The sequence below is a fragment of the Staphylococcus sp. HMSC069E10 genome (assembly GCF_001809205.1).
GTDB lineage: Bacteria > Bacillota > Bacilli > Staphylococcales > Staphylococcaceae > Staphylococcus > Staphylococcus hominis.
This window is the reverse complement of the sequence record NZ_KV796471.1, coordinates 1-23,610: the sequence shown is the minus strand read 5'-3', so window position 1 is coordinate 23,610 and position 23,610 is coordinate 1. Positions and strand designations below refer to the sequence as shown.

Here is a 23,610-nt window from a genome sequence, read left to right as displayed (position 1 = left end):
ATAAATTTGACAGGACAGAAATTTTCATTTCTGTCCTGTTTCTTATTTTATTGAGATACTAGTATTAAAAAATAAGGAGTATAATTTTCTCGTATATTCTATGGAGTATTTATCTTTCACGTATTTTAAGAAAAATGATGATAATCATCTGCTATTTCCGACACTAAAAAAGAAGTCAATATTGCTAGAACATATAATGGCATTCTTAATTTAAATGAAAAGGTGAATGAAATTCAAGTTGATCAAAATGGCAAACCAAACAAAATGAGTGAAGATGATAAAAAGTGACTTGGATTAAAAACTATTTATAAAGGTAAACAAATAGAAGATTTAAACATTTATGAAGATAATTAAAATGGTATGCATTTTGACGTTAAAGTATCTAATAGCTCGTCTCGGCCATTAAAATCTTTGTTAGAAGCAAGTCCAAAAACGTATAAAAATTCTTAATATATAGAATCAACGACTCAACATAGCCAACTTCATGAAAATAAAGATGTTGCAAATAAAAACATTAAAGTTTATGAAACAAATAAAAATTAGGAGCGTTCATAATACTGACTCTCCTAATTATCTAGACAAGCATGAGCTATAAGTTCAATTAATTTAGTACGATGAGTATGTCCGTATACATTAGGAAGAATCATGATTTCATCGACTTCTAATTCGTTTTGTAATTGTATTAACTGCTGAGCTACTTCATGTGGTAAGCCACTAATCATTCGACGTTTATTTTTTTCTATTTTTTCTCGATCTCTTTCAGAATAATGACGTTGCTGTGCTGTTTCAATAGAAGGATATACTTTAGGTTGTTTAAGATAATTAATACGTATTAACCACAAATTTAATGTATCTACTAATTGCTTAATCGTTAATTCATTTTCTGCCGTAACGACAAAAGTAGCTAAAATAATATAGGGTGAATGCGAATGACCATGATACTCTGTAAAACGCGATTTATAATGTTGAATGACATGTGTTAAATTTGCGTGCGATTGACCCATATGAGCAATCACAAAAGGTAAGCCTTTTTTTGCGGCAAGCTCAGCACTTTGTTCACTCATTCCTAAAATAAACATCTCAGGTGAATGCTCTGTGTATGGAGTGGCTTCTAAAGTTTTGAAACGATGTGAATGAATAGTGTCATTCGTAAAGTATTTGTTCAAATCATCTATTTGTTGAGATAGTTTGGGTTTTTGAGTTTTAAATTCATTTAGCGCTTCGTTTACATTTTTGAAGCTAGGAGATCGCCCAATTCCCATATCAATTCGGCCAGGATGTTTGACTTCCATAATTTTAAATTGTTCTGCAACTTTGTAAGCACTATAATGGGGGAGCATCACACCGCCACTTCCAATATGAATAGAGTGTGTATGTTCAAGTAACATAGCCATTACGATTTCAGGAGCGCTTGATACAACAGAAGGAACTTGATGATGTTCTGCTACCCAATAACGTGCATAACCAAGTTTCTCTGATAGTTGAGCAAGTTCAATTGAATGATTTAAAGCTTCTTGTGGTGTATCACCTTCAAAGAGTGGTACATAGTCTAAGATACTTAATTTCAAGTTTAAGACCTCACTTTGCTTGGTATAATAAAGTATTAAGTGTTATCATACTAGACATTATAAAGTGAAAGCAGTTGAATTGCGATAAAATTGTTTGTGATATGACACTGTTTTTGAATACTGAAAGGAGTCTTTTATAATGAATAATGAGCAAGTTTTATTAGCAAAATATCCTGAAGGTATCCCCCAAGATGATACATTTAAATATGAAAATATTGACATAGTTGATCCGAAAGAAAATGAAATTCAAATTGAATCTTTATATATATCTGTCGATCCATATATGCGTGGAAGAATGACTCAAGCTGATTCTTATGTGGAGCCTTTTAAAATTGGCGAACCTATTCAAAGTCACATTGTAGGCAAAATTATTAAATCAAATTCTGAAAAATTTAATGAAGATGACATTATTGTAGGTATGTTACCATGGAAGCGTATTAATACAGTAAATGAAGAGAATGTAAGTAAAATATCTAATACAGATGTACCACTTTATTTATATTTAAGTACGTTAGGTATGACAGGTCAAACAGCTTATCACGGTTTATTAGAGATTGGTCAACCAAAAGAAGGCGACACTGTAGTAGTTTCAGCAGCTTCTGGTGCAGTAGGTGCTGTGGTTGGTCAAATTGCTAAAATCAAAGGTGCTACAGTAGTAGGTATAGCTGGTGGAGATAAAAAAGTGAATTATCTAACAGAAGAATTGGGTTTTGATGCAGGCATTGATTATAAAAAGGATGATTTTGCAGAAGCATTAGCAAAAGCCGTACCGAATGGCGTAGATGTTTATTTTGAAAATGTAGGTGGCACAATAGCCGATGAAGTTATGAAACATCTCAACCGTCATGCACGTATTCCTGTTTGCGATACGATTTCTAATTATAATAATACTGAACAAGAAAAAGGTCCACGTGTACAAAGCACATTAATTAAACATCAAGCACTGATGCGTGGTTTCTTGGTAGCGGAATTTTCCGATGACTTTGAACATGCAAGTAAAGAACTGGCAACGTGGATACAAGAAGGAAAAATTAAAACAAAAGTATCTATAGAAGAAGGATTTGAATATTTACCAAAAGCGTTCAGAAACTTATTTACAGGTGAAAACTTTGGCAAACAGATCGTTAAAGTGTCAGAGAATGTATAATTTAAAATTCAGTAAAAGGTAGGTATATACTTATGAAAGCTATAGGATTTAAACAACCATTTAAATTAGAAGAAGGAAATGTATTTGAACCATTTGAATTAGATATGCCCCAGCCATCTTCTAGAGAGTTGCTTGTTAAAATACAAAGTATAAGTGTAAATCCGGTTGATACAAAACAACGCCTTACTGAAGTTAAAAATTCTCCGAGAATTTTAGGTTTTGATGCAGTAGGGACGGTTCAAAAAACTGGAATAGAGGTTACAATGTTTAAGGAAGGCGATATTGTATTTTATTCTGGTGCGCCTAATCAACATGGTTCAAATCAGGAATATCAACTTATTGATGAACGATTAGTCGCAAAAGCACCTAAAAATCTTTCGGCAGAACAAGCTGCTAGTCTTCCGTTAACTGGTATTACAGCGTCAGAAACTTTATTTGATGTGTTTAAAATTTCAGAGAATCCAAATCAAAATAAAGGGAAAACATTACTTATTATCAATGGCGCAGGTGGTGTTGGAAGCATTACGACTCAAATTGCTAAGGCATATGGTCTAAAAGTCATTACAACTGCGTCACGTCAAGAAACAATCGATTGGTCAAAAAAGATGGGTGCAGATATCGTACTCAATCATAAAGAAGATTTAAAATCTCAATTAGAACAACAGCACATTGAAGCGGTAGATTTCGTATTTTGCACGTTTGATACAGACATGTATTATGAAACAATGATAGATATAGTGAAACCAAGAGGACATGTTGCTACGATTGTAGCTTTTAAAGGATCACAAGATTTAAATTTATTAAAAACAAAAAGTGTTTCCTTTACACATGAATTTATGTTTACAAGACCTATTTTTCAAACAGAAGACATGATTAAACATCATTATTATTTAGAGGATATTGCTAAAAAAATTGAGAATGGTACGTATCAAAATACAACGACAAAAGTCATCAATGGCTTAACAGCAGAACATTTATATGAAGCACATCAAATATTAGAATCCAATTCCATGATAGGAAAACTTGTTATAAATGTAGAAGAATAGAGAATGATTTAACACCTCTTAGTGTCTATAAATAAGACATTAAGAGGCGTTTTTATTATTTTATAATATATCAATTTGATTAATTATAAAAATTCCAATATATCGTTAGATATAACATGAATAGGGTATAGAATTTCTAACTATCAGAAAGGAGAATAATATAATGCGAAAAAAATCTATAAGCATTGTATTTTGGATTGCATTAGCTATCTGTACATTATTTGTAGTGTATGGAGCGATATTACCTAAGCAATTAGAAGCAATCACGCAAAATATTACATCGTTTATTGCAGTTAATTTTTCTTGGTATTATCTTTTACTAGTTTTAATTATATTTTTTATTTGCGTATACTTATTATTTTCAAGATATGCATCCATTACGTTAGGTGTGGAAGGAGAAGAGCCAGAATTTTCATTACTTTCTTGGTTTGCTATGTTGTTCAGTGCAGGAATGGGAATAGGATTAGTGTTTTGGACTACAGCTGAGCCAGTTAGTCATGCCTATAAAGCAACGCCTATACATAAAATTGGTACACAAGCAGCAATTAATGATGCGTTCCAGTTTGCTTTCTTCCATTGGGGAATTCATGCGTGGGCAGTGTATAGCATTGTTGCATTAGTTTTTGCTTATTTTAATTTTCATAAAGGGTATCCAGGTTTAGTAAGCGCAACGCTTGTTCCAATTTTTGGAGAAAAAAGAATGAGAGGACCAATCGGAAGTGCTATAGATGTTTTAGCTGTTATTGCAACGGTTACAGGTGTAGCAGCTACCTTAGGTTTTGGTGCTTTACAAATTAATGAAGGTCTTCACTACTTGTTTAAAGTACCGAGTCATTTCGGCACACAAGTCATCATTATTATTATTGCAACTATTTTATTTAGTTGGTCTGCATGGTCCGGAATTGATAAGGGAATAAAAACTTTAAGTAATATTAATATGATTTTAGCTTTTATTGTATTAATAGGATTATTTCTAGTAGGACCTACTTTATATATTTTAAATACATTTACTAACGGATTAGGAAATTATATTTTTAATTTCTTTAGTATGAGTTTGCGTATTCCAATGGATGGTGGCGCAAAATTTCAATGGGTACAAAATTGGACTATATTTTACTGGGCATGGTGGGTGTCTTGGGCACCATTTGTAGGAATATTCATTGCACGTGTATCACGTGGTAGAACAATTAAAGAATTTATTTTAGGAGTGTTATTTGCTCCAGCTCTTGTATCTTTCTTTTTCTTTGCAGTGTTCGGAGGAGCAGCAGTGTATCTTCAGCATAGTGGAATTGCTAATATTGCTAAAGAAGCAGCAGAAACTGCAACATTTGCCACTTTAGAGCATTTTCCATTGGGATTTGTATTAAGTATTGTTACTTTAATCGTTGTTATGATTTTCTTTGTAACTTCTGCAGATTCGGCTACTTATGTACTTGGAATGTTAAGTAGTAAAGGAGATATTAATCCTAACTCTTTCGTTAAAGTAAGTTGGGGTATTATTATGGCCTTATTTGCGATGATAATGATTTACACCGGAGGAACACAAGCAATTCAGAACTTATTAATTATTGCAGCACTCCCATTTTCCGTAGTTATTATTCTTATGATATGGTCTTTATTTAAAACGTTGAGTTCAGATCATCCGCGGGTATCAAAGAAAGATGTTTTAATGAAAAAAGATAATTTAAAATACAAAAAAACGAATAATATAAAAAAGCGAAAATAATTATGAAAAACAGGTTTTTATTGTGTTAAATTTGGGAATATTTAATCTAGAAGGTAAACTTTAATAAATTTAAAAAAATTAAATAAAAAATTTTAATGTTAACGTTTTAAAAAATTTTTAAAGGGTACTTAAATTTTATAATTAAATAATTTCAACAATGACTAAGGAGGTGTGTTTAGAGGTGCATAGATTTAAAAACTTTATCCTTGGCCTATTAATAGTTGCGATTGTTGGTTTCTTATTGTTTATGTACATAGATGATAGTCGTATTAAGCGTTATCAAGACTATTTCTTACAATTCAATTGGTTCCAACCACTATTAATTGGTTTATCTGCTTTACTCGTATTAATTGGTATTATATTGGTATTTAGCATCTTTAAACCAACATATAGAAAACCAGGTCTTTATAAAGATTATAATGATGGACATATTTATGTATCACGTAAAGCAGTCGAAAAGTCTGCATACGATACATTAACTAAATACGATGAAATCAGACAACCAAACGTGGTTACTAAACTTTACAATAAGAAAAACAATTCTTACATTGATATTAAAGCTGATTTCTTAGTACCTAATGATGTGCAAGTAAAATCATTAACTGAAAGCATTAGATCTGACATTAAACATAATGTTGAGCATTTTACTGAAATGCCTGTTAGAAAATTAGAAATTAATGTTAGAGATCAAAAATCTGCCGGACAACGCGTACTATAAGGGAGGGATAACATGGCTGATAATAATCAAAATAGTCAAGATTCTACTCAACAAATTATCGACTTCCTAAAGTCGTATAAATGGCGAATTATAGGTTTCTTTGCATTCTTAATTATTGCAATCTTATTCCTGACTTTAGGGTTCTGGAAAACAATTTTAATTATTGTTTTATGTTTAATCGGAATTGGCGTTGGGTATATGAAAGACCGTACACAAGATTTCATGAACTTCTTAAATCGATGGAGTTAACATTCATTATTTAAGAATTCATATAAATTAAAAAATTAAGTATTAAAAATTAAATTTTATTTAAAAAGGAGAATTCACATGGCTGTAGATAATAACAAAGCTAAACAAGCGTATAATAACCAAACTGGAGTAAATGAAAAAGAAAGAGAAGAACGTCAAGAACAAGCACAACAATACAGAGAAGAACGTCAAAATAATCAACAACATTTTGAAAATAAATTAACGTTCTCTGATGAAGTTATCGAAAAAATTGCTGGTATCGCTGCTCGTGAAGTAAGAGGTATCTTAGATATGAAAGGCGGATTCACTGACAGTATTTCTAGCGCATTCTCAAGCGGTAACAACGTAACACAAGGTGTTTCTGTTGAAGTTGGTGAAAAACAAGCGGCTGTAGACTTAAAAGTCATCTTAGAATATGGTGAATCAGCTCCAAAAATCTTCCGTAAAGTAACTGACTTAGTTAAAGAACAAGTTAAATACATTACTGGTTTAGATGTTGTTGAAGTTAACATGCAAGTTGACGACGTAATGACTAAAAAAGAATGGGCACAAAAAAACCAAAAAAATAATAACAACAATAACAATAATAACAACAATAATAATTTTGAAAGATCAGATTTACAATAATCTTATTGAAAAAAAGACCTTGGAATGTTCCAAGGTCTTTTTTTATGGTTAATATCATTTTTTAACAAGAGACGGAATATCATTATTCCGTCTCTTAATTTTAATGTAGTGGATTATTAACTTTAATATAAGTGTAATGATGTGCTTCATCTTCTAAACGCATAGTGGTTACACACTTATAATCAATTGTTTCAGCAAATAAAGTATGAGTAATCTTTTGCATACGTTCTGTATCAACGTCAGTCAACTTAGCTAATATATCTTGAATAATATGACTGATATGATGCCACATTATTTTTTCAAAATTTATATTTTCTACTTTTTCAGTAATTGTTAATATTAATTCAGCTAGATGATTTTGAACAGTTGAATAGAATACTTTATTAAAAACAGAGGTAGTAGATTGAGTAAGAATTCTAGATTTCTTATGGAAATGTGATGTTTTATACCCCATTTGGTTTAATTGAGTTTCATCAATACGTAATCCTTCGAAATCTCGAATATAGATTTTACTTAAACAACCATCTTGATTAAATGTAGCAATAGAATTTTGTAAATGTGCCTCTAGTGCGATTCCATATTTTACATATAGTGGAATAACTAGTCCTAATAATTGAGTCGCATAATCTTGAATCCATGCATAAGCCGCTTTTTCAAATGTCTTAAATTGATGTGTATGTTGATATCGTTTTATTAAGCTTTCAATTGGCGGTTCAGTATTGTTTGGATAATAAGCAACAAGACTAGACGGTATGACAGGTATTGTATCTTCTTCGATTAATGTATAAATATTTTCTCTAAATAATGTTCCTAGTTGTTCACTACGTTCAGTCTGGATTGTTGAATAATCTTTAGAATTATAAAAATGAATGCCAGCAATTTCATCTAATGTTTCTATGCGATAAGGTTGAAAATCAGGGTCGTTTTTTAAAATATCATTCACAATTTTAGTAACTAAAGGTCCATTATGCGTTGTTTGTTCAGAAAGCGTCCGTATTTCCCCAGTAATATGAACATTTGTAGAAAGTTTAATATGCGGGAATAGTTTAGGATATTTTGGCATTAATGTTCTGAATGATAAGCCAGCATAATAAGGTAAGGTCATATCAATAGGAATAATAAGTTGTTCATCTAGTTCTTGTTGATATTGACTAAGTAAAATATGTTCGAATTGCCAAGGATGGACAACCATTAAATGATAATCTTCAATTCTTATATCATTATATTTATTTAAAAGGTGAGTAAATAATTTATGAAAAGATTGTTGAAGCATATCATTATAGGTTGAAGATAAGGATTGAACATTTGCTATACTATTATGTATGAATACACATTTTAACTGGATTTCTTGACCGTATTCTGAACTATAATGAATATTCTCTTTAGCACTCATCCCTTTACGAAGCTTTGCGCCTGGATGAAGGGGATGACCTTCTATAACTGATTGTTCCGAACGTAAATAACTATCGTCACTTTTTGCAATCAATTCCCATAAGGACTCGTAGTTTGAATGCATATGTTTAGCTTGATAACTTAGTGCCAGAATCATATTAGCAGCACTATTATTTAAATCTTCTCTAAACTGTTCACTAGCAGCGTTATCAAGTTTTGGCTCTTCAGCTAAAATTAAATCTAGAATATCATTTGGATGTTGGATTCTTTCATATTCATGATTATGATGTTTTAAGATATAAAAAGGACCTTCCACATCTACCCGGTCGAAGGCATATCTACCTTTTATTTGACTGTAAATATCGATATTTGATTTTGGAAAATGAATACATAATACGTCTTTATCTTTAGAAAACATAGAGATGGTTAATTTGGTAGGTCTAATAATCTGACTATTATCTTTAGCGTGTATTAAGTTTTCACGATATAAAGATGTAATAAGACGTTGAGAAATTTTATCTCTACCTATTAAAATATATTGTTTAAAATGATTGATTAAATCAGGATAAAATTCATTTAAATATGTATAAACATCATATTCTTCATTAGTAAGTTGTAAGTTATGATTATTAATGGTTGTATTTTTATTCATATAACACCTCATCCACATTCTACAAAATTATAAATAGTTTGTATAATATCTAACTCTAAAATTAAACCTTTTTAAAAGATAGTTTAAATTTAAGACACAATATTTTAATAAATTCTAAGTTCATGTCATTGCTAGTAACCTTAATTAAATTTATAATTATTAAACTAGTTAAACTTAATTATGAAAATGAATGATAAGGCGGAGGATTTAAAAATGTTAAACGAGTGGAAGCATGCAGATCGAAATATGCAATATAGAGTAATAAATGCTCTAATAAAGGAAAATATATGGACTCATTCAACTACCATTTTTAAAGAAAATCATTATATAACGATTGAGTTTGAACAAGTGCTTCTAAACGTTCATTATAAATACGAAAGTGCATTATCTCGATATGAATTTGATGGGCCAATAATATATATGAATCATCAACATAAAGAATCAGTGGATAGTCTAGAAAACCTATTAGACATACTAGTAACAGACTTTCATATTGATATCCCATTCCATTTAAGAAGTGAACTTATTCATAGCAGAGATAGTTTTATTGAAGTATATAAAGAATTTGATACACGTCATGAGTATCTTCAAAGACATGATAAATATATAAATGACTCAGAACGATTAAATTTTTTTACTTGGCTAGAAAAGTTGAAAAAAAATAATGATATAGATGACGTACTATATTCTGAAAGCTTAATATTTGAAGGTCATCCTACACATCCACTTACTAAAACAAAATTACCTTTATCAATGGAAGAAGTGAGAACCTATTCGCCAGAATTTGAAAAGATTATTAATTTGAAAGTGATGTTAATACATAATGAGTATGTAAATGTTACAACCATTCTTGATCATTCTCAGTTCATTTTAAATGAGGTTATTCCTGAATATCTTGATGAATTATATACATTCATGAATAATAGAGAACGTTTGCTTAAAGACTATAAAGTCATTTTAGTTCACCCATGGCAATATGAACATACTATTCGTAATAAATTTAAGGAGTGGCTACAAAATCATATTTTGATATCTACTCCATTTCATGTTCCATCTAAAGCAACATCTTCTTTTAGAACAATGTCGCTAATTAATCATCCTTATCATGTGAAATTACCAGTCAATGTTCAAGCTACTAGTGCAGTTAGGACAGTATCTCCAGAAACAACAATTGATGGACCCAAATTAAGTCAAGCATTACATCGTGAATTAAATCAGTATACACAATTAGATGTTGCACTTGAGCCCTATGGTTTATTTGCTAAAACAGATAGTGACGATGCTAGACAACTTGCTTGTATTATTCGTGAAAAGCCTTTTACAAAGGACGATGGTATTTTATTAGTTACAGGTGCTTTAGTAAATAAAAATGTAGTAGATAATGAAATCACCGTAGATAGTTACCTTAAATGGATTAATGATGACATCAATCAACATACCATTCATCAGTTTATGCGAAATTATACTCGTCAACTGGTAACACCTTTATTAGCTTTAATACAAGATTATGGTATAGCTTTAGAAGCACATATGCAAAATACACTAGTGCATTTAGGACCAAAGTATCAAATACAATTTATAGTGCGAGATCTCGGTGGCTCTCGAATAGATATTAAAACCCTAAGTCAAAGATTAAAGCATATAGAAGTGGAAAATAAAAGTTTACTTGCAGACTCAATTGAAGAAGTCATTATGAAATTTCAACACGCAGTCGTTCAAAATCAACTAGCAGAATTAATTTTTCATTTTAAAAAGTATGAATTTATAAAAGAAGAAGAACTTTTTAATATAATTCAAGAAGAAATAGAAGTAGCAATTAATGATACTAAGCCTCATGCAGATACATTAAGAAAAGTTTTATTTGGACCTACAATTACAGTAAAAGCATTGTTGAAAATGAGAATGAAAAAGAAAGTGAAAAAATATCTGAATATTAGTTTAGATAATCCAATAAAAAGAGAGGTGAATTAAGTGTCTCGTATTGTAATCAATTTATCAAAGATTGAATATAATGCACATGTATTAAAAATGTTGTTTGACAGCAAAAATATAGCCATGATACCTGTGATAAAAAGTATTGCTGGAGATGAACATATCATTAAACGATTAATGAAAGTAGGATTTAACTACTTTGCAGAATCTCGACTAGAAAATATTCCTCAGCAATTTACAAAAGATTGTCAATTTTTACTTTTGAGATCTCCTTTAAAGCATCAGTATGAAGATTTGATTAAAAAGAGTTACGTAAGTATTCAAACAGAAATGGCAACAATACATCAGTTAAATCATATTGCAAATGAAATGAGTCATCAACATCAAGTTATATTGATGGTCGATTGGAAAGATCAACGTGAAGGTGTATTACCTTATGATATAGTTGAATATATTCATGAAATAAAACTAATGAATAATATAAAACTTTTAGGTCTTGCATTTAATTTCATGTGTTTTAAGTCTAAAGCTCCAACATTAAATGATATCGACGAAATAAATCAATTTGTTCATCATGTACAATACGAAACAGGAGTATCATTTGAAGTTATTTCTGGAGGTAACTCAAGTATGCTTCCATTATTAAAACAATATGATTTAGGATGTATTAATGAGTTGAGAATAGGAGAAACATTATTTCGTGGTGTGGATACAACTACTAATCAAAATATACCCGAGTTATTTCAAAATGCAATATTACTTGAAGCGGAAATTATTGAAATTAAACCTAGGTATACGAAGACAAAAGAAAGTTACTTACAAGCTATTGTAGATGTGGGATATATTGATACTGTGATTGAAAAAATAAAACCACTCAATCATCGAATAGAAATTATGGGCGCTTCAAGTGATCATTTAATGATAGATTTAAAAGAAGAAATTAACTATAAAGTAGGAGATTGCATACCATTTTCATTAGAATACGAAGCGCTATCACAACTAATGTATCATCAGAGAATGGAAAAATATTATAGTGAAGAACAAGCTATTTCTCAACGTATTAACAATTTGAAGCAATCAAAATATATCAACAACATATAACTTATTATATAGAATCTGAGACATCAATAGTGTCTCAGATTTCTTTATGCGTTAGTAGTCAACATTTTCGGGATGGGCCAACGAATTCAAAATAAATTCTGTGCCAATCTTTATTTTTATATTTTATTGACAATGATAATCGTTATCGATAAAATGAAGATATACCTCAATACATATTAAGGAGTGTCATCATGAAAAGAACAACAATTTTTGGAATCATTTCAATATTATTGACTTTAGTATTAACAACTGCATGTGGAAAGGTAAGTAACAATGGATCAAATTCATCTAATCAAATTTCGTCATCTAAAGATATTATTGAGATTAAACATGATTTAGGAACAACTAAAGTACCTAAAGATGCTAAGAGAGTAGTAGCTTTAGAATTTTCATTTGTTGATGCATTAGTAGCTTTGGATGTTAAGCCTGTAGGAATAGCAGACGATAATAAAAAGAATAGAATAATTAAACCGTTAAGAGATAAAATTGGAAATTATACATCTGTTGGTACGCGTAAACAACCAAATTTAGAAGAAATAAGTAAATTAAAACCTGATTTAATTATTGCTGACAGTAATCGACATAAAGGAATTTATAAGGAATTAAGTAAAATTGCTCCAACAATAGAATTAAAAAGCTTCGACGGCGACTATAATGAAAATATCGGAGCGTTTAAAGTTATAGCTAAATCTCTTAATAAAGAGAAACAGGGTAAAAAACGTTTAGACGAACATAAGAAAAAAATAGCTCAATATAAACAAGAGATTCAATTTGATAAAAATGAAAAAGTACTTCCAGCTGTAGCTTCTAAGTCTGGGTTACTAGCGCATCCAAGTGAATCTTATGTGGGACAGTTATTAGGTGAATTAGGTTTTAAAGAAGCATTAAATAAAGATGTGACGAAAGGATTAAGTAAATATTTACAAGGACCTTATTTACAACTCAATTCAGAAACATTATCTGAAATCAATCCAGAACGCATGTTTATTATGACAAATGGTGCAAGTTCTAATGAACCTTCTTATCAAGAATTGAAAAAAGATCCTATTTGGAACAAACTTGATGCAGTTAAAAATCATAAAATAGATGTGGTTGATCGTGATACATGGGCCCGCGCACGTGGTTTAATCTCTTCAGAAGAAATGGCTAAAGAAATCGTAGAAATCTCAAAAAAAGATAGAAATAAATAGGATGGATTGACAATGACTATACAAAAAAGTAATCGTCTTTCTGCTAATAAAAGATCAATCAAGAAGCGTATGACACTCACCTTTTCAGTGAGTGTTTGCCTTCTTGTTATTTTTGTTTATCTTAATTTAGCCACTGGAACTTTAAATATTCAAACTAAAGATATGTATCATTACTTTTTTACTTCAATTGAAAACAAGCAGACGTTTATCATTCAAAGTGTTAGAATGCCAAGGATGATTGTTGCCATACTTGTGGGAGGTGCCTTAGCTCTGGCTGGTTTACTCATGCAATCTATAACTAGAAATCCATTAGCATCTCCGCAAATATTTGGGGTAAATGCGGGTGCTTCATTTATTATCGTATTAGTGACAGTATTAATGCCTACGATGGGAAACTATGCAACCTATTTAGCGTTTATTGGGGCATTTATTGGTGGGTTAACTGTGTATTTATTATCTGGTTCTACGAAAAAAATAACACCAGTGAAATTAGCTTTAGCAGGAATGGCAGTACATTTGTTTTTTAGTAGTCTTACACAAGGTATTATTTTACTTAATGAAGATTCTAATTCTACTGTTATGTTTTGGTTAGTTGGCTCTTTAAATGGAATGAAATGGAAAGATGTAATGATAATTTGTCCTTGGATTCTTATGGGACTTATCATACTAATTGCATTTGCAAGACAACTTACAATAATGGAATTAGGTGATACACTAGCCAAAAGTTTAGGTCAAAAAACTGAAGTGATAAGAATCATTATCGGATTACTTGTTATTATATTTGCTGGGACATCTGTCTCTATTGTAGGACCTATTGGATTTATAGGATTAATCGTGCCACATATAGTAAAACGTTATGCACCGCATAATTACTTCATTTTAATTCCGTTAACATTTATAGTTGGCGCAAATTTATTGTTATTATCTGATACATTGAGTCGTTTAATTACATATCCCTATGAATCACCAGTTGGAATTGTTACTTCATTTATAGGAGCATTTTATTTCTTATTTATTACTTTAAGGAGAGTGAAACGAATATGACACACCACTCATTAGCTATTCGTTATGCACTTGTCGTTACGATATTAATCATAAGTATATTTATTAGCTTATGCGTCGGCGCAACAATGTATAATCCCGTTAAAGTAATAAATAGTTTATTGATACAAGATGATTTTATTCTAAATGAATATCGTATACCTAGAACACTTTTAGGATTAATAGTAGGAAGTAGTTTAGCTATTTCAGGAACAATCATACAAGGGGTAGTAAAAAATCCTCTCGCTTCTCCAGATGTTATTGGAATGACTAAAGGTGCAAGTTTAGCAGCGATTATAATTATTATGGTTTTTCCCAATGCTCCTTTAATCATTTTACCTATGGGTTCATTTGTTGGTGCATTAATAATCAGTTTAATTTTATCTTTTTTAATATCTCAATTTAATATTAAAGGATCTACCTTGGCATTAATTGGCTTAGCAATTGGTACTATATGTACAGCAATTGTACAATTTTTACTAATACGAAATCCCATGGATGCAAATAATGCGCTTATATGGTTAACAGGTAGTCTTTATGGTCATACGATAGAAAATGTATATTCAATTTTACCTTGGTTTATTATTACGATTCCAATCGTCATTGCTTTAAGTCATCAACTCGATATCTTAAACCTAGGAGATTCAATAGCGATAGCATTAGGTACACGAATAAAACGTATTAAAATGATACTGTTGATTTTATCAGTGATGTTAGCAGGATCATCTATTTCAATAGTTGGAGGAATCAGTTTTCTTGGATTGATTGCGCCACACATAGCTCGAAAAATCGTCGGATATCGTCATGTTCACGTCGTAATGATGTCTGGTTTAATTGGAGCAATCCTCATTTTATTTAGTGATGGATTAGCAAGAGGTATTCATCCGCCACTTGATATACCAGTAGGCGTAGTTATTGCCATTGTTGGTGTTCCATACTTTTTATTGTTACTTAGAAGAATTTAAATATTAAAGAGTGAGATCGTATTCACAGTGAATACGATCTCACATTTTTTGTGAAATTTTAAACTTTTGTATATTGCAAGTTATTTGAAAATAAGATATAGTAAAGTACATATTGTTTATAAAAATACATATAAAGTTATATTTATATAATTAATAGGCGTTAATTTCGATGAAAATACAAAACAAATGAATAAATACAATTACCTATACAAATAGAAAGAAGGGTGAATATTGGAGAATTATAACAAACAGGAGAAAATAAAAGGAAGAATAAAATTTATATCGATGTCAATCATTGGTATTATTTTATTTTTAATACCCATTCCAATTGTACAAGATGGGGAGAAACAAACAACATTACCAGTGGCATTTTTGGCAAATTGGTTAAAAGATTTATTAGGACCTGCAATGTCAATTCTCATTATGACAATCATTACGTTATCGACTATTTTGACTATTTTATTTTCAACAATTTTAAAGGATAAAGTAAAACCAGGTGGTCTTATCGCGAATGCATTTCAAGTTGGCCCAGTGTGGATGATACTAAGAGTACTTGCAGTTGTATTTGCCTGGATGACTTATTTTAAAATTGGAAGTAAAGTGATATATTCAGAAGATACGGGTGGATTAGTATTTAATGACTTATTACCTACATTAGTAGCAGTATTTCTTTTTGCTGCCTTATTTTTACCTTTATTAATGGAATACGGTTTATTAGAATTTTTAGGACCATTGTTTAGACCAATCATGAGACCATTATTTACTTTACCAGGACGATCAGCAGTTGATAATTTAGCCTCATTTATAGGAGATGGAACAGTAGGCGTGCTTATTACAAGTCGTCAATATGAAAAAGGTATTTATTCAAAAAGAGAATCAATAGTAATTTCTACAACTTTTAGTGTTGTATCGATCACATTTGCTATTGTTATTGCTCAAACTATTGGATTACAACAAAAGTTTTTTGTATTTTATTTAACAGTAATTGTTTCTTGCTTAGTTGCAGCGATGATCATGCCAAGAATATGGCCACTAAATCAAATTCCGGATGATTTTACGAAAGAAGTATCTGAAAGTACACGACTTGAAAAACTTCCAGAAGGAAAAACTGCATTAGCTCACGGTTTTGATGAAGCTACAATTGTAGGGCTAAAAGCACCAGGAGTTAAAGAATTTTTTAAAACGGGAATTAAAACGGTGATTGATATGTGGTTTGTTATTTTACCAGTAGTTATGAGTATAGGGACTATTGCTACGATAATAGCAAATTATACACCAGTATTTGAAATCATAGGAAAGCCATTTATTCCTATATTACAATTACTTCAAATTCCTGAAGCTGCAAAAGCATCCGAAACTTTACTTATTGGTTTTGCAGATATGTTTTTACCTTCTATCTTAATAGCGACGGTGCACAGTGAATTGACACGATTTGTGATTGGTGCTTTAAGTATATCTCAATTAATTTATCTATCTGAAGTGGGCGGTGTGATTTTAGGTTCTAAAATTCCGGTCAGTCTCGGAAAGTTATTTATGATATTTTTAATTAGAACTGCAATCACATTACCAATTATTGCTTTAATGGCACATTTATTACTATAAAAAAGAAGCAGGGTAAGGATTGATGAATGCAATTCCAATTCCTTCCTGCTTCTTTTTCTATTCTAAAGTTGATAGTACGTTTGCTTTTACAATTTCACTTGTTACTACTGGTGAATCTTCTGTTGAAGATTTTCCAGTATTTTTATGTGCTTCTTTAAACGCATCACTTTGGGTCCAAGCTTTGAAGTTTTCTTCATTGTCCCACCATGTATTAACATACATATCTTCAGCATCATTAGTATTGTCAATTTGCCAAACTTCAATTTTTCTGAAACCGTCTAGTTGTTCAATCTTACCACCTTTAGTGAAACGTGGTGCCATTTTTTCAGCAAATCCTTTTTTTACAGTAATACGATTTGTAACAACAAACATAGTCAGACCTCCTTGCTTATTTATTTTAATAATATACAAATTCAAAGATATATCAAATAAAACACATGTAATAAATAAGAAAAATAAACGTTTAAAGAAAGGTATCTATATACCGAAAATATGTTCGTATTTTAAGACTATTTATGTTAATATATCTTTAATAAAGGAGAAGATAAATGACAGGAAAAACGCATGTAGCTGCTGGTTTGCTTGTAGGAGCAATAACAGTTGACCATTATCATACAGATCTATTTTCTACTGTAACAGTAATTTGTTTAGCAATAGCAGGAAGTTTACTTCCAGATATTTGTCATACAAGAAGTAAGATTGGAAGACAATTTAAAATTCTTAGTTTGCTCGTTAGTACTATCTTTGGGCATCGAACATTTACGCATTCATTGTTATTCTTAGGTATGATAGGTTTTTTACTTATTTTAATTCAAACTCCGACTTATTATTTAGTTACTATTATCGGTGCAATGGCTTCTCATGTTATACTAGATATGTTGACACCTAGAGGGGTAAAGTTACTTTATCCAATACCTTTAGCGATTAAGTTTCCTTTTACTTTCAAAACTGGTGGTTTTTTAGATGCATCCTTATCAACAGCTTTTAGTATTGGAGCAATATACATAATATTTCAAGAGTTTATAAATGAAATTTTGAAATATGTGAGCCATTCATTGTCCGGATGATATCAATGAATATGATGGATCATCTTTCTTGTCTTAATATCAAATTTATAATTAATATGATAAATATATTTGAATGACACGAACTATCTATAAGGAGAGTTATAAATGCTAGATCAAAGTAAATTAGAAAAATACAATCAAGAACATTTAATTGAATATGAGAAAATGATGAGTAGTAATGAAAAAGAGCAATTAGATGAAAAAGTGAACTCATTAGATTTAGAATTTATTCAAGAACTTTATCAAAGTTTATATGTTAATCGTAAAACAATTACAGATGTTACTGCAGTTTCTGAAGTTGATTATAAAATTAAGGAAGCATTCACTGAACAAGATCGTGAATATTATGAACATAAAGGAATAGAAGCAATAAGAAATGGAGAATTTGCTGTTGTTCTTATGGCTGGTGGTCAAGGCACACGTTTAGGTTATAAGGGACCTAAAGGTTCTTTTGAAATTGAAGGTGTAAGCTTATTTGAACTTCAAGCAAGACAACTATTGCATCTAAAAAATGAAACAGGACATTGTATTAATTGGTATATTATGACTAGTGATATTAATCATGAGGAAACATTACGTTACTTTGAAAACCATGATTATTTTGGTTATAACCCAGAACGTATTCACTTTTTTAAACAAGACAACATTGTGGCTCTAAGTGAAAATGGTAGACTGATTTTTAATGAAAAAGGCTATATTATGGAAACACCTAATGGTAATGGTGGGATATTTAAATCGCTAGAGCATAAAGGTTATTTAGATAAAATGGAGAAAGATGGCGTAAAGTTCATTTTCTTAAATAATATTGACAATGTGTTAGTAAAAGTTCTTGATCCAGTATTTGTAGGATTTACAGTAGTAAATGATAAAGATATCACATCTAAATCTATTCAACCTAAAAAGGGTGAAAGTGTTGGACGATTAGTTAGTAAAGATAATAAAGATACTGTACTTGAATATTCAGAACTTGATGAAAATGTAGCGAATACATTTGATAATGCAAATATTGGCATTCACGCATTTAAGTTATCATTTATAAATCAAGCGGTAAATAATGATTTACCATATCATTTAGCCATTAAAAAATTGAAACAACTGGATGATGACTTTGGTTTGATTGAAAAAACATCTTTAAAATTTGAACTATTTTATTTTGATATTTTCCGATATGCGAATAGTTTTATTACATTACAAGTTCCAAGAAAAGAAGAATTTTCACCCTTGAAAAATAAAGAGGGAAAAGACAGTGTAGAAACTGCAACTGATGATTTAAAACGAATGAATGTAATTTAAAGGATGGTGGAATACGATGTCTAAATCATCTCAGCATACAAAAGATAATGTAATTGAATCATTTAAAGACATCATTCCACTATCTTTTGGTGAGGAAATTGGTAATGCAACCTCACATGGTGTTGCTGCACTAATGACTTTATTTTTACTGCCTTATGCAGCAGTACATAGTTATAATGAGTATGGAACACTAAGTTCTATTAGTGTCTCTATCTTTGTTATTAGTATTTTCATGATGTTTATTTCCTCTACTGTATATCATTCAATGAAAAATAATACATCGCATAAATATATATTAAGAATTATTGACCACAGTATGATATATGTAGCAATTTCTGGAACGTATACACCAGTCTTACTAACAGTTGTTGGAGGTTGGTTAGGATGGCTGGTCTTTTTGTTATTATGGGGAACAACAATATGGGGTATTCTATATAAGTCAATTTCAACTCATGTAAATTCCAAATTAAGCTTAATTGTTTACTTAGTTATGGGATGGGTTGGTATTATATTTTTACCTGTGATTATTATTAGAACATCTTGGTTATTTATTTTATTTATCGTATTAGGTGGTCTTTCTTATACTATTGGAGCATGGTTTTATGCACAAAAAAACCGTCCATATTTTCATATGATATGGCATATTTTTATCGTTATTGCATCACTCTTTCATTTTATAGGAATCGTATATTTTATGTAGACCTAGTTGAAAGGTTATATCATTGAGAATAACTTAGTTTATTAAGTGCTTATTTAGAAACAGGACTATGAATTCAAAAAGAATTCTATCCTGTTTTTTCTTTTTTTAATAATACATTAAAATTGTTTATGAATATAATTAAGGATATTCTATATTATGAACTTTTTAAATATATAGGAGGGCAAAGATGAAATTAAAATCAATAGGTATTGTAGTGACTTTGGTTTTAACAATGTTTATGGCAGCAATTGAAAGTTCAATTATTTCACTAGCATTGCCTACCATTCGTAAAGATTTGAATGCTGGTACAGCAGTGCCATTAGTCTTTACCGTTTATTTTATAGCACTTGTAGTAGCAAATCCTATTGTGGGTGAACTTCTCACAAGATTTAAGATTCTATATATAGCTGTAGTCGGCATACTATTATTTGGTATTGGAAGTTTTATGTCAGGCATGAGTGAGACGTTTATAATGTTAATTATTTCAAGAGCCATCCAGGGACTTGGCGCAGGAGTTATGATGTCTTTGACTCAAATTGTACCAAAACTAGCATTTGAAATTCCGCTTCGTTACAAAATAATGGGCATCGTTGGAAGTGTCTGGGGAATTTCAAGTATTCTTGGACCATTATTAGGTGGTGGAATATTAGAAGTTGCAACATGGCATTGGTTATTTTATATCAACATACCAATTGCATTGATAGCTATTGTTTTAGCTTTTCTTACTTTTCATTTTCCAGAAGAAGCGGAAGTACAACATATACACTTTGATGTAAAAGGATTATCTTTGTTTTATATTTTTATTGGACTTCTTATGTTTAGTTTATTAAATAAAACAGGTGTTACTTTTAATATTATTGCATTAATACTAGCAATAGTTATATTATTCGTTTTATTCAAATATGAAAATAAAACAGATATGCCTTTTTTACCAATAAGTGAATTTAATAAATCAATTTCACTGGTATTTATAACTGATTTACTTATAGCAATATGTCTAATGGGGTATAACTTATATATACCTGTTTATTTACAAGATTATTTAAAATTATCTCCACTACAAAGTGGATTAGTGATATTTCCACTTTCTGTTGCATGGTTAGCTTTAAACTTCAACTTAGCTAAAGTAGAATCAAAATTTTCAAGAAAAAAACTATATATAGGAGCTTTCATATCATTAATTTTAAGTAATATGATTTTAGTATTTGGACTTCATATTCCTCTTATTATTGCGGGAGCTGTGATTCTTGCAGGATTGAGTTTTGGCTTTGTTTATACTAAAGACAGTGTGATTGTTCAAGAAGAAACAAGTCCTAAATATATGAAAAAAATGATGTCATTCTATGCATTAACTAAAAATTTAGGATCATCTATAGGATCTACATTGATGGGGTCATTATATGCACTTCAATTTGGTTTATTAGGAGGTAACTTCTATAATATATTAACTGTAAGCACAATTGTTGCGCTTATATTAATTTTAATGTGGGTATTTTTATTTGAAGAGAATAAAGAAGGTATAAAATAATAATTTTAAGTTACTATATATAAATGATAAAGTGGCATTATAAAGTATGGATGAAAAGAGGAGGAAAGAGAGAAATGAAATTTTCTAATCAAAAATTTAATGGTATCTTTCCGACTCTTCTTATTCTTCTTATTTTTATTCTATCAGGTTGTATATTTTTAATATTTTTAGGATTTGGGTTATTTGGATTAAGTCGAATTCTTATTTTTTTAAAATTAGGATTCTTTACATATAATAAGGATTTATTCAGCAATTTAGTATATTACGGTAGCTATATAGTATTTGGATACTTTTTGCTATTCGCTATTGAGCATTTAATGGATTATTTTAGAAAGCAATTACCTAATAATCCATATTTTAATGGAACACTATTTCATTTAATTTCATATGTGATTACGACTATTCTATTCTATTTTGTTATTCATATTCATTACGTATATATTAAAATTGAATTTTGGGTTATTGCATTAATTATTGGAATACTATATTTATGTAAAATGATTTTTTATCCAGATAGCGAAGACTTGAATGATAAGAAGTAAACATAAGCTATAAATTCTTGATAAATTCAACACAGATTATAAGTAAATTTGTTAAAATGTAAATATAAAGAAACTTAAGGGGGATAATGAGTTGTTAACGGTAGAACAAGTAAAAAAAATAGTGGGAGACTTAAAAGACCCAATTATTAATGTGCCTTTAAAAGAAACAAAGGGAATTGTAGAAGTAAAAATAAAAGAAGAAATTCAACATGTAAGTGTTAAAGTTGCTATGGCTCAATTAGGAGGACAACCACAGCTTGATTTGCAAATGTCAGTGGTTAAAGCTTTAAAAGAAAACGGAGCAAATACAGTGGGCATTCGTTTTGAGGAACTACCTGCTGAAGTTGTGGAAAAATATACAGGAAAAGAAAAAGAGAAACCTAAGACAATTGAGGGATTATTATCACAGAATAATCCAGTGGAGTTTATTGCAATTGCTTCTGGTAAAGGTGGAGTAGGGAAATCAACTATAGCCGTAAACTTAGCAGTAGCATTAGCGAGAGAGGGTAAAAGAGTAGGTCTCATAGATGCTGACATTTATGGTTTTAGTGTTCCAGATATGATGGGGATAGATGAAAAGCCTGGTGTTCAAGGAAAAGAGATTATTCCTGTAGAACGTCATGGTGTTAAAGTGATTTCAATGGCATTTTTCGTTGAAGAAAATGCACCAGTTATTTGGCGTGGTCCTATGTTAGGAAAAATGTTGACGAATTTCTTTGTTGAAGTTAAATGGGGAGAGTTAGATTACTTATTACTTGATTTACCTCCTGGAACAGGGGATGTAGCTCTTGACGTTCATTCAATGTTACCAAGTAGTAAAGAAATAATAGTAACTACACCACATCCAACAGCAGCATTTGTAGCAGCAAGAGCTGGAGCTATGGCTAAGCATACAGAGCATTCTATTTTAGGTGTTATTGAAAATATGAGTTATTTCGAAAGTAAAGAAACTGGAAAAAAAGAGTATGTATTTGGTAAAGGTGGAGGACGTAAACTTGCGGACGAGCTCAATACCCAATTGTTAGGCGAACTACCTCTTGAACAACCTTCTTGGAATCCTAATGACTTTTCACCATCTATTTATCAAGAAGAAGATCGATTAGGAAAAATCTATAAAACAATTGCGCAAAAAGTAATTGCTGCAACAATAAAATAATAAATAAACATTAGTGTAAAAGTGCTCGAAAAAAATATCATTTCGAGCGCTTTTTCTATTGCAAAATATAAAAATTCTGATAGAATATCTTTTTGTGAGCAAGTTAGAAGAATTGCTTAAAACAAAAATAAAATTATTAAAATAATTTGTTGACACTAAATGAATTGTTTGATAAGATATAAAAGTCGTTTTCAAGAAGTGTTAATACATTTTAAAAAATGTAAATTCGGTGTAAAATTTACCATTGCAAAATCTTGAAAAACGATATAAAATATTAAAAGTAATCGAAATTAGTTATTGACTTTCGAAATTGAAGTTGATATAATTTAATAGATTATATTTTAAATGAACATTGAAAACTGAATGAC

Annotated in this window: 22 protein-coding genes; 19 read left to right on the top strand and 3 right to left on the bottom strand. The window is 30.2% G+C overall.

Features of this window, described 5'->3' with window-relative positions:
• The first annotated feature begins 153 nt into the window (after window positions 1-153).
• Window positions 154-288, top strand: a complete 135-nt coding sequence (locus HMPREF2561_RS11040; RefSeq protein ID WP_171991291.1) for an alpha/beta hydrolase — start codon at window positions 154-156, stop codon at window positions 286-288.
• 278 nt (window positions 289-566) lie between these two features.
• Here HMPREF2561_RS11040 and HMPREF2561_RS01365 read toward each other — a convergent pair whose 3' ends face one another.
• Window positions 567-1,568: an LLM class flavin-dependent oxidoreductase gene (locus HMPREF2561_RS01365; protein WP_048762040.1), complete on the bottom strand. Its 1,002-nt coding sequence runs from the start codon at window positions 1,566-1,568 to the stop codon at window positions 567-569.
• Window positions 1,569-1,707: 139 nt separating this feature from the next.
• On the opposite strand from HMPREF2561_RS01365, the gene HMPREF2561_RS01360 reads away from it, so the two are divergent.
• The 6 genes from HMPREF2561_RS01360 (at window position 1,708) to HMPREF2561_RS01335 (ending at window position 7,081) form a co-directional block, all read left to right on the top strand.
• Window positions 1,708-2,715, top strand: coding sequence for an NADP-dependent oxidoreductase (locus tag HMPREF2561_RS01360; protein ID WP_070468256.1), 1,008 nt, complete (start codon window positions 1,708-1,710; stop codon window positions 2,713-2,715).
• A 32-nt stretch (window positions 2,716-2,747) separates the two neighbouring features.
• Window positions 2,748-3,761, top strand: coding sequence for a zinc-binding alcohol dehydrogenase family protein (locus HMPREF2561_RS01355; protein ID WP_017175378.1), 1,014 nt, complete (start codon window positions 2,748-2,750; stop codon window positions 3,759-3,761).
• A gap of 163 nt (window positions 3,762-3,924) precedes the next feature.
• Complete coding sequence (locus HMPREF2561_RS01350; protein WP_017175377.1) at window positions 3,925-5,487, top strand: BCCT family transporter; 1,563 nt, start codon at window positions 3,925-3,927, stop codon at window positions 5,485-5,487.
• 181 nt (window positions 5,488-5,668) lie between these two features.
• Entirely contained in the window at window positions 5,669-6,205 is a 537-nt protein-coding gene (gene amaP / locus HMPREF2561_RS01345; protein ID WP_002448415.1) for an alkaline shock response membrane anchor protein AmaP, read from the top strand.
• Between the two features lie 12 nt (window positions 6,206-6,217).
• Window positions 6,218-6,454, top strand: a complete 237-nt coding sequence (locus HMPREF2561_RS01340; protein WP_002448488.1) for a DUF2273 domain-containing protein — start codon at window positions 6,218-6,220, stop codon at window positions 6,452-6,454.
• Window positions 6,455-6,532: 78 nt separating this feature from the next.
• Complete coding sequence (locus HMPREF2561_RS01335; protein WP_002448598.1) at window positions 6,533-7,081, top strand: Asp23/Gls24 family envelope stress response protein; 549 nt, start codon at window positions 6,533-6,535, stop codon at window positions 7,079-7,081.
• Between the two features lie 100 nt (window positions 7,082-7,181).
• Here HMPREF2561_RS01335 and HMPREF2561_RS01330 read toward each other — a convergent pair whose 3' ends face one another.
• Window positions 7,182-9,125 (bottom strand): IucA/IucC family protein, encoded by a 1,944-nt coding sequence (locus HMPREF2561_RS01330; RefSeq protein ID WP_049419951.1) that lies wholly within the window; start codon window positions 9,123-9,125, stop codon window positions 7,182-7,184.
• Window positions 9,126-9,338: 213 nt separating this feature from the next.
• Here HMPREF2561_RS01330 and HMPREF2561_RS01325 point away from each other — a divergent pair, with 213 nt between their 5' ends.
• From HMPREF2561_RS01325 to HMPREF2561_RS01300, 6 genes are all read left to right on the top strand, one after another.
• Complete coding sequence (locus tag HMPREF2561_RS01325; protein ID WP_049419950.1) at window positions 9,339-11,096, top strand: IucA/IucC family protein; 1,758 nt, start codon at window positions 9,339-9,341, stop codon at window positions 11,094-11,096.
• Entirely contained in the window at window positions 11,097-12,158 is a 1,062-nt protein-coding gene (locus HMPREF2561_RS01320; protein WP_049419949.1) for an alanine racemase, read from the top strand.
• Window positions 12,159-12,349: 191 nt separating this feature from the next.
• Entirely contained in the window at window positions 12,350-13,348 is a 999-nt protein-coding gene (locus HMPREF2561_RS01315; protein WP_049419948.1) for an ABC transporter substrate-binding protein, read from the top strand.
• Window positions 13,349-13,360: 12 nt separating this feature from the next.
• On the top strand, window positions 13,361-14,392 hold the full coding sequence (locus HMPREF2561_RS01310; protein ID WP_017175372.1) for a FecCD family ABC transporter permease: 1,032 nt from the start codon (window positions 13,361-13,363) through the stop codon (window positions 14,390-14,392).
• On the top strand, window positions 14,389-15,354 hold the full coding sequence (locus HMPREF2561_RS01305) for a FecCD family ABC transporter permease (protein WP_070468254.1): 966 nt from the start codon (window positions 14,389-14,391) through the stop codon (window positions 15,352-15,354). The genes HMPREF2561_RS01310 and HMPREF2561_RS01305 overlap by 4 nt, the downstream gene beginning before the upstream one ends.
• Before the next feature lie 285 nt (window positions 15,355-15,639).
• Window positions 15,640-16,956 carry a YjiH family protein gene (locus HMPREF2561_RS01300; protein WP_019835202.1) on the top strand — a complete coding sequence of 439 codons (1,317 nt, stop codon included), beginning with the start codon at window positions 15,640-15,642 and terminating at the stop codon, window positions 16,954-16,956.
• A 57-nt stretch (window positions 16,957-17,013) separates the two neighbouring features.
• Here HMPREF2561_RS01300 and HMPREF2561_RS01295 read toward each other — a convergent pair whose 3' ends face one another.
• Window positions 17,014-17,328, bottom strand: coding sequence for a heme oxygenase (locus tag HMPREF2561_RS01295; protein WP_019835203.1), 315 nt, complete (start codon window positions 17,326-17,328; stop codon window positions 17,014-17,016).
• A gap of 176 nt (window positions 17,329-17,504) precedes the next feature.
• Between HMPREF2561_RS01295 and HMPREF2561_RS01290 the strand changes: the two genes are divergently transcribed.
• The 6 genes from HMPREF2561_RS01290 to HMPREF2561_RS01265 all read left to right on the top strand — a co-directional run bounded on the left by HMPREF2561_RS01290 (window position 17,505) and on the right by HMPREF2561_RS01265 (window position 23,242).
• Window positions 17,505-18,023 (top strand): metal-dependent hydrolase, encoded by a 519-nt coding sequence (locus HMPREF2561_RS01290; RefSeq protein WP_017175369.1) that lies wholly within the window; start codon window positions 17,505-17,507, stop codon window positions 18,021-18,023.
• Window positions 18,024-18,128: 105 nt separating this feature from the next.
• The gene (locus tag HMPREF2561_RS01285) at window positions 18,129-19,316 is read left to right on the top strand and encodes a UTP--glucose-1-phosphate uridylyltransferase (RefSeq protein ID WP_019835205.1); all 1,188 of its coding nucleotides are present in this window, start codon (window positions 18,129-18,131) and stop codon (window positions 19,314-19,316) included.
• 16 nt (window positions 19,317-19,332) lie between these two features.
• A complete protein-coding gene (locus HMPREF2561_RS01280; RefSeq protein ID WP_019835206.1) occupies window positions 19,333-20,016 on the top strand; it encodes a PAQR family membrane homeostasis protein TrhA in 684 nt (227 codons plus the stop codon).
• A gap of 187 nt (window positions 20,017-20,203) precedes the next feature.
• Entirely contained in the window at window positions 20,204-21,544 is a 1,341-nt protein-coding gene (gene sdrM, locus HMPREF2561_RS01275; protein WP_048762031.1) for a multidrug efflux MFS transporter SdrM, read from the top strand.
• Window positions 21,545-21,618: 74 nt separating this feature from the next.
• Window positions 21,619-22,086, top strand: coding sequence for a SepA family multidrug efflux transporter (locus HMPREF2561_RS01270; RefSeq protein WP_017175365.1), 468 nt, complete (start codon window positions 21,619-21,621; stop codon window positions 22,084-22,086).
• Window positions 22,087-22,177: 91 nt separating this feature from the next.
• Window positions 22,178-23,242 carry an Mrp/NBP35 family ATP-binding protein gene (locus tag HMPREF2561_RS01265; protein WP_048762029.1) on the top strand — a complete coding sequence of 355 codons (1,065 nt, stop codon included), beginning with the start codon at window positions 22,178-22,180 and terminating at the stop codon, window positions 23,240-23,242.
• The last annotated feature ends 368 nt before the right edge of the window (window positions 23,243-23,610 follow it).

Coding starts and splice junctions, on each gene's coding strand:
- HMPREF2561_RS01360 (WP_070468256.1), top strand. CDS start 1,708: ATGAATAATGAGCAAGTTTTATTAGCAAAATATCCTGAAGGTATCCCC.
- HMPREF2561_RS01355 (WP_017175378.1), top strand. CDS start 2,748: ATGAAAGCTATAGGATTTAAACAACCATTTAAATTAGAAGAAGGAAAT.
- HMPREF2561_RS01350 (WP_017175377.1), top strand. CDS start 3,925: ATGCGAAAAAAATCTATAAGCATTGTATTTTGGATTGCATTAGCTATC.
- HMPREF2561_RS01340 (WP_002448488.1), top strand. CDS start 6,218: ATGGCTGATAATAATCAAAATAGTCAAGATTCTACTCAACAAATTATC.
- HMPREF2561_RS01335 (WP_002448598.1), top strand. CDS start 6,533: ATGGCTGTAGATAATAACAAAGCTAAACAAGCGTATAATAACCAAACT.
- HMPREF2561_RS01330 (WP_049419951.1), bottom strand. CDS start 9,125: ATGAATAAAAATACAACCATTAATAATCATAACTTACAACTTACTAAT.
- HMPREF2561_RS01325 (WP_049419950.1), top strand. CDS start 9,339: ATGTTAAACGAGTGGAAGCATGCAGATCGAAATATGCAATATAGAGTA.
- HMPREF2561_RS01315 (WP_049419948.1), top strand. CDS start 12,350: ATGAAAAGAACAACAATTTTTGGAATCATTTCAATATTATTGACTTTA.
- HMPREF2561_RS01310 (WP_017175372.1), top strand. CDS start 13,361: ATGACTATACAAAAAAGTAATCGTCTTTCTGCTAATAAAAGATCAATC.
- HMPREF2561_RS01305 (WP_070468254.1), top strand. CDS start 14,389: ATGACACACCACTCATTAGCTATTCGTTATGCACTTGTCGTTACGATA.
- HMPREF2561_RS01300 (WP_019835202.1), top strand. CDS start 15,640: ATGTCAATCATTGGTATTATTTTATTTTTAATACCCATTCCAATTGTA.
- HMPREF2561_RS01295 (WP_019835203.1), bottom strand. CDS start 17,328: ATGTTTGTTGTTACAAATCGTATTACTGTAAAAAAAGGATTTGCTGAA.
- HMPREF2561_RS01290 (WP_017175369.1), top strand. CDS start 17,505: ATGACAGGAAAAACGCATGTAGCTGCTGGTTTGCTTGTAGGAGCAATA.
- HMPREF2561_RS01285 (WP_019835205.1), top strand. CDS start 18,129: ATGCTAGATCAAAGTAAATTAGAAAAATACAATCAAGAACATTTAATT.
- HMPREF2561_RS01280 (WP_019835206.1), top strand. CDS start 19,333: ATGTCTAAATCATCTCAGCATACAAAAGATAATGTAATTGAATCATTT.
- sdrM (WP_048762031.1), top strand. CDS start 20,204: ATGAAATTAAAATCAATAGGTATTGTAGTGACTTTGGTTTTAACAATG.
- HMPREF2561_RS01270 (WP_017175365.1), top strand. CDS start 21,619: ATGAAATTTTCTAATCAAAAATTTAATGGTATCTTTCCGACTCTTCTT.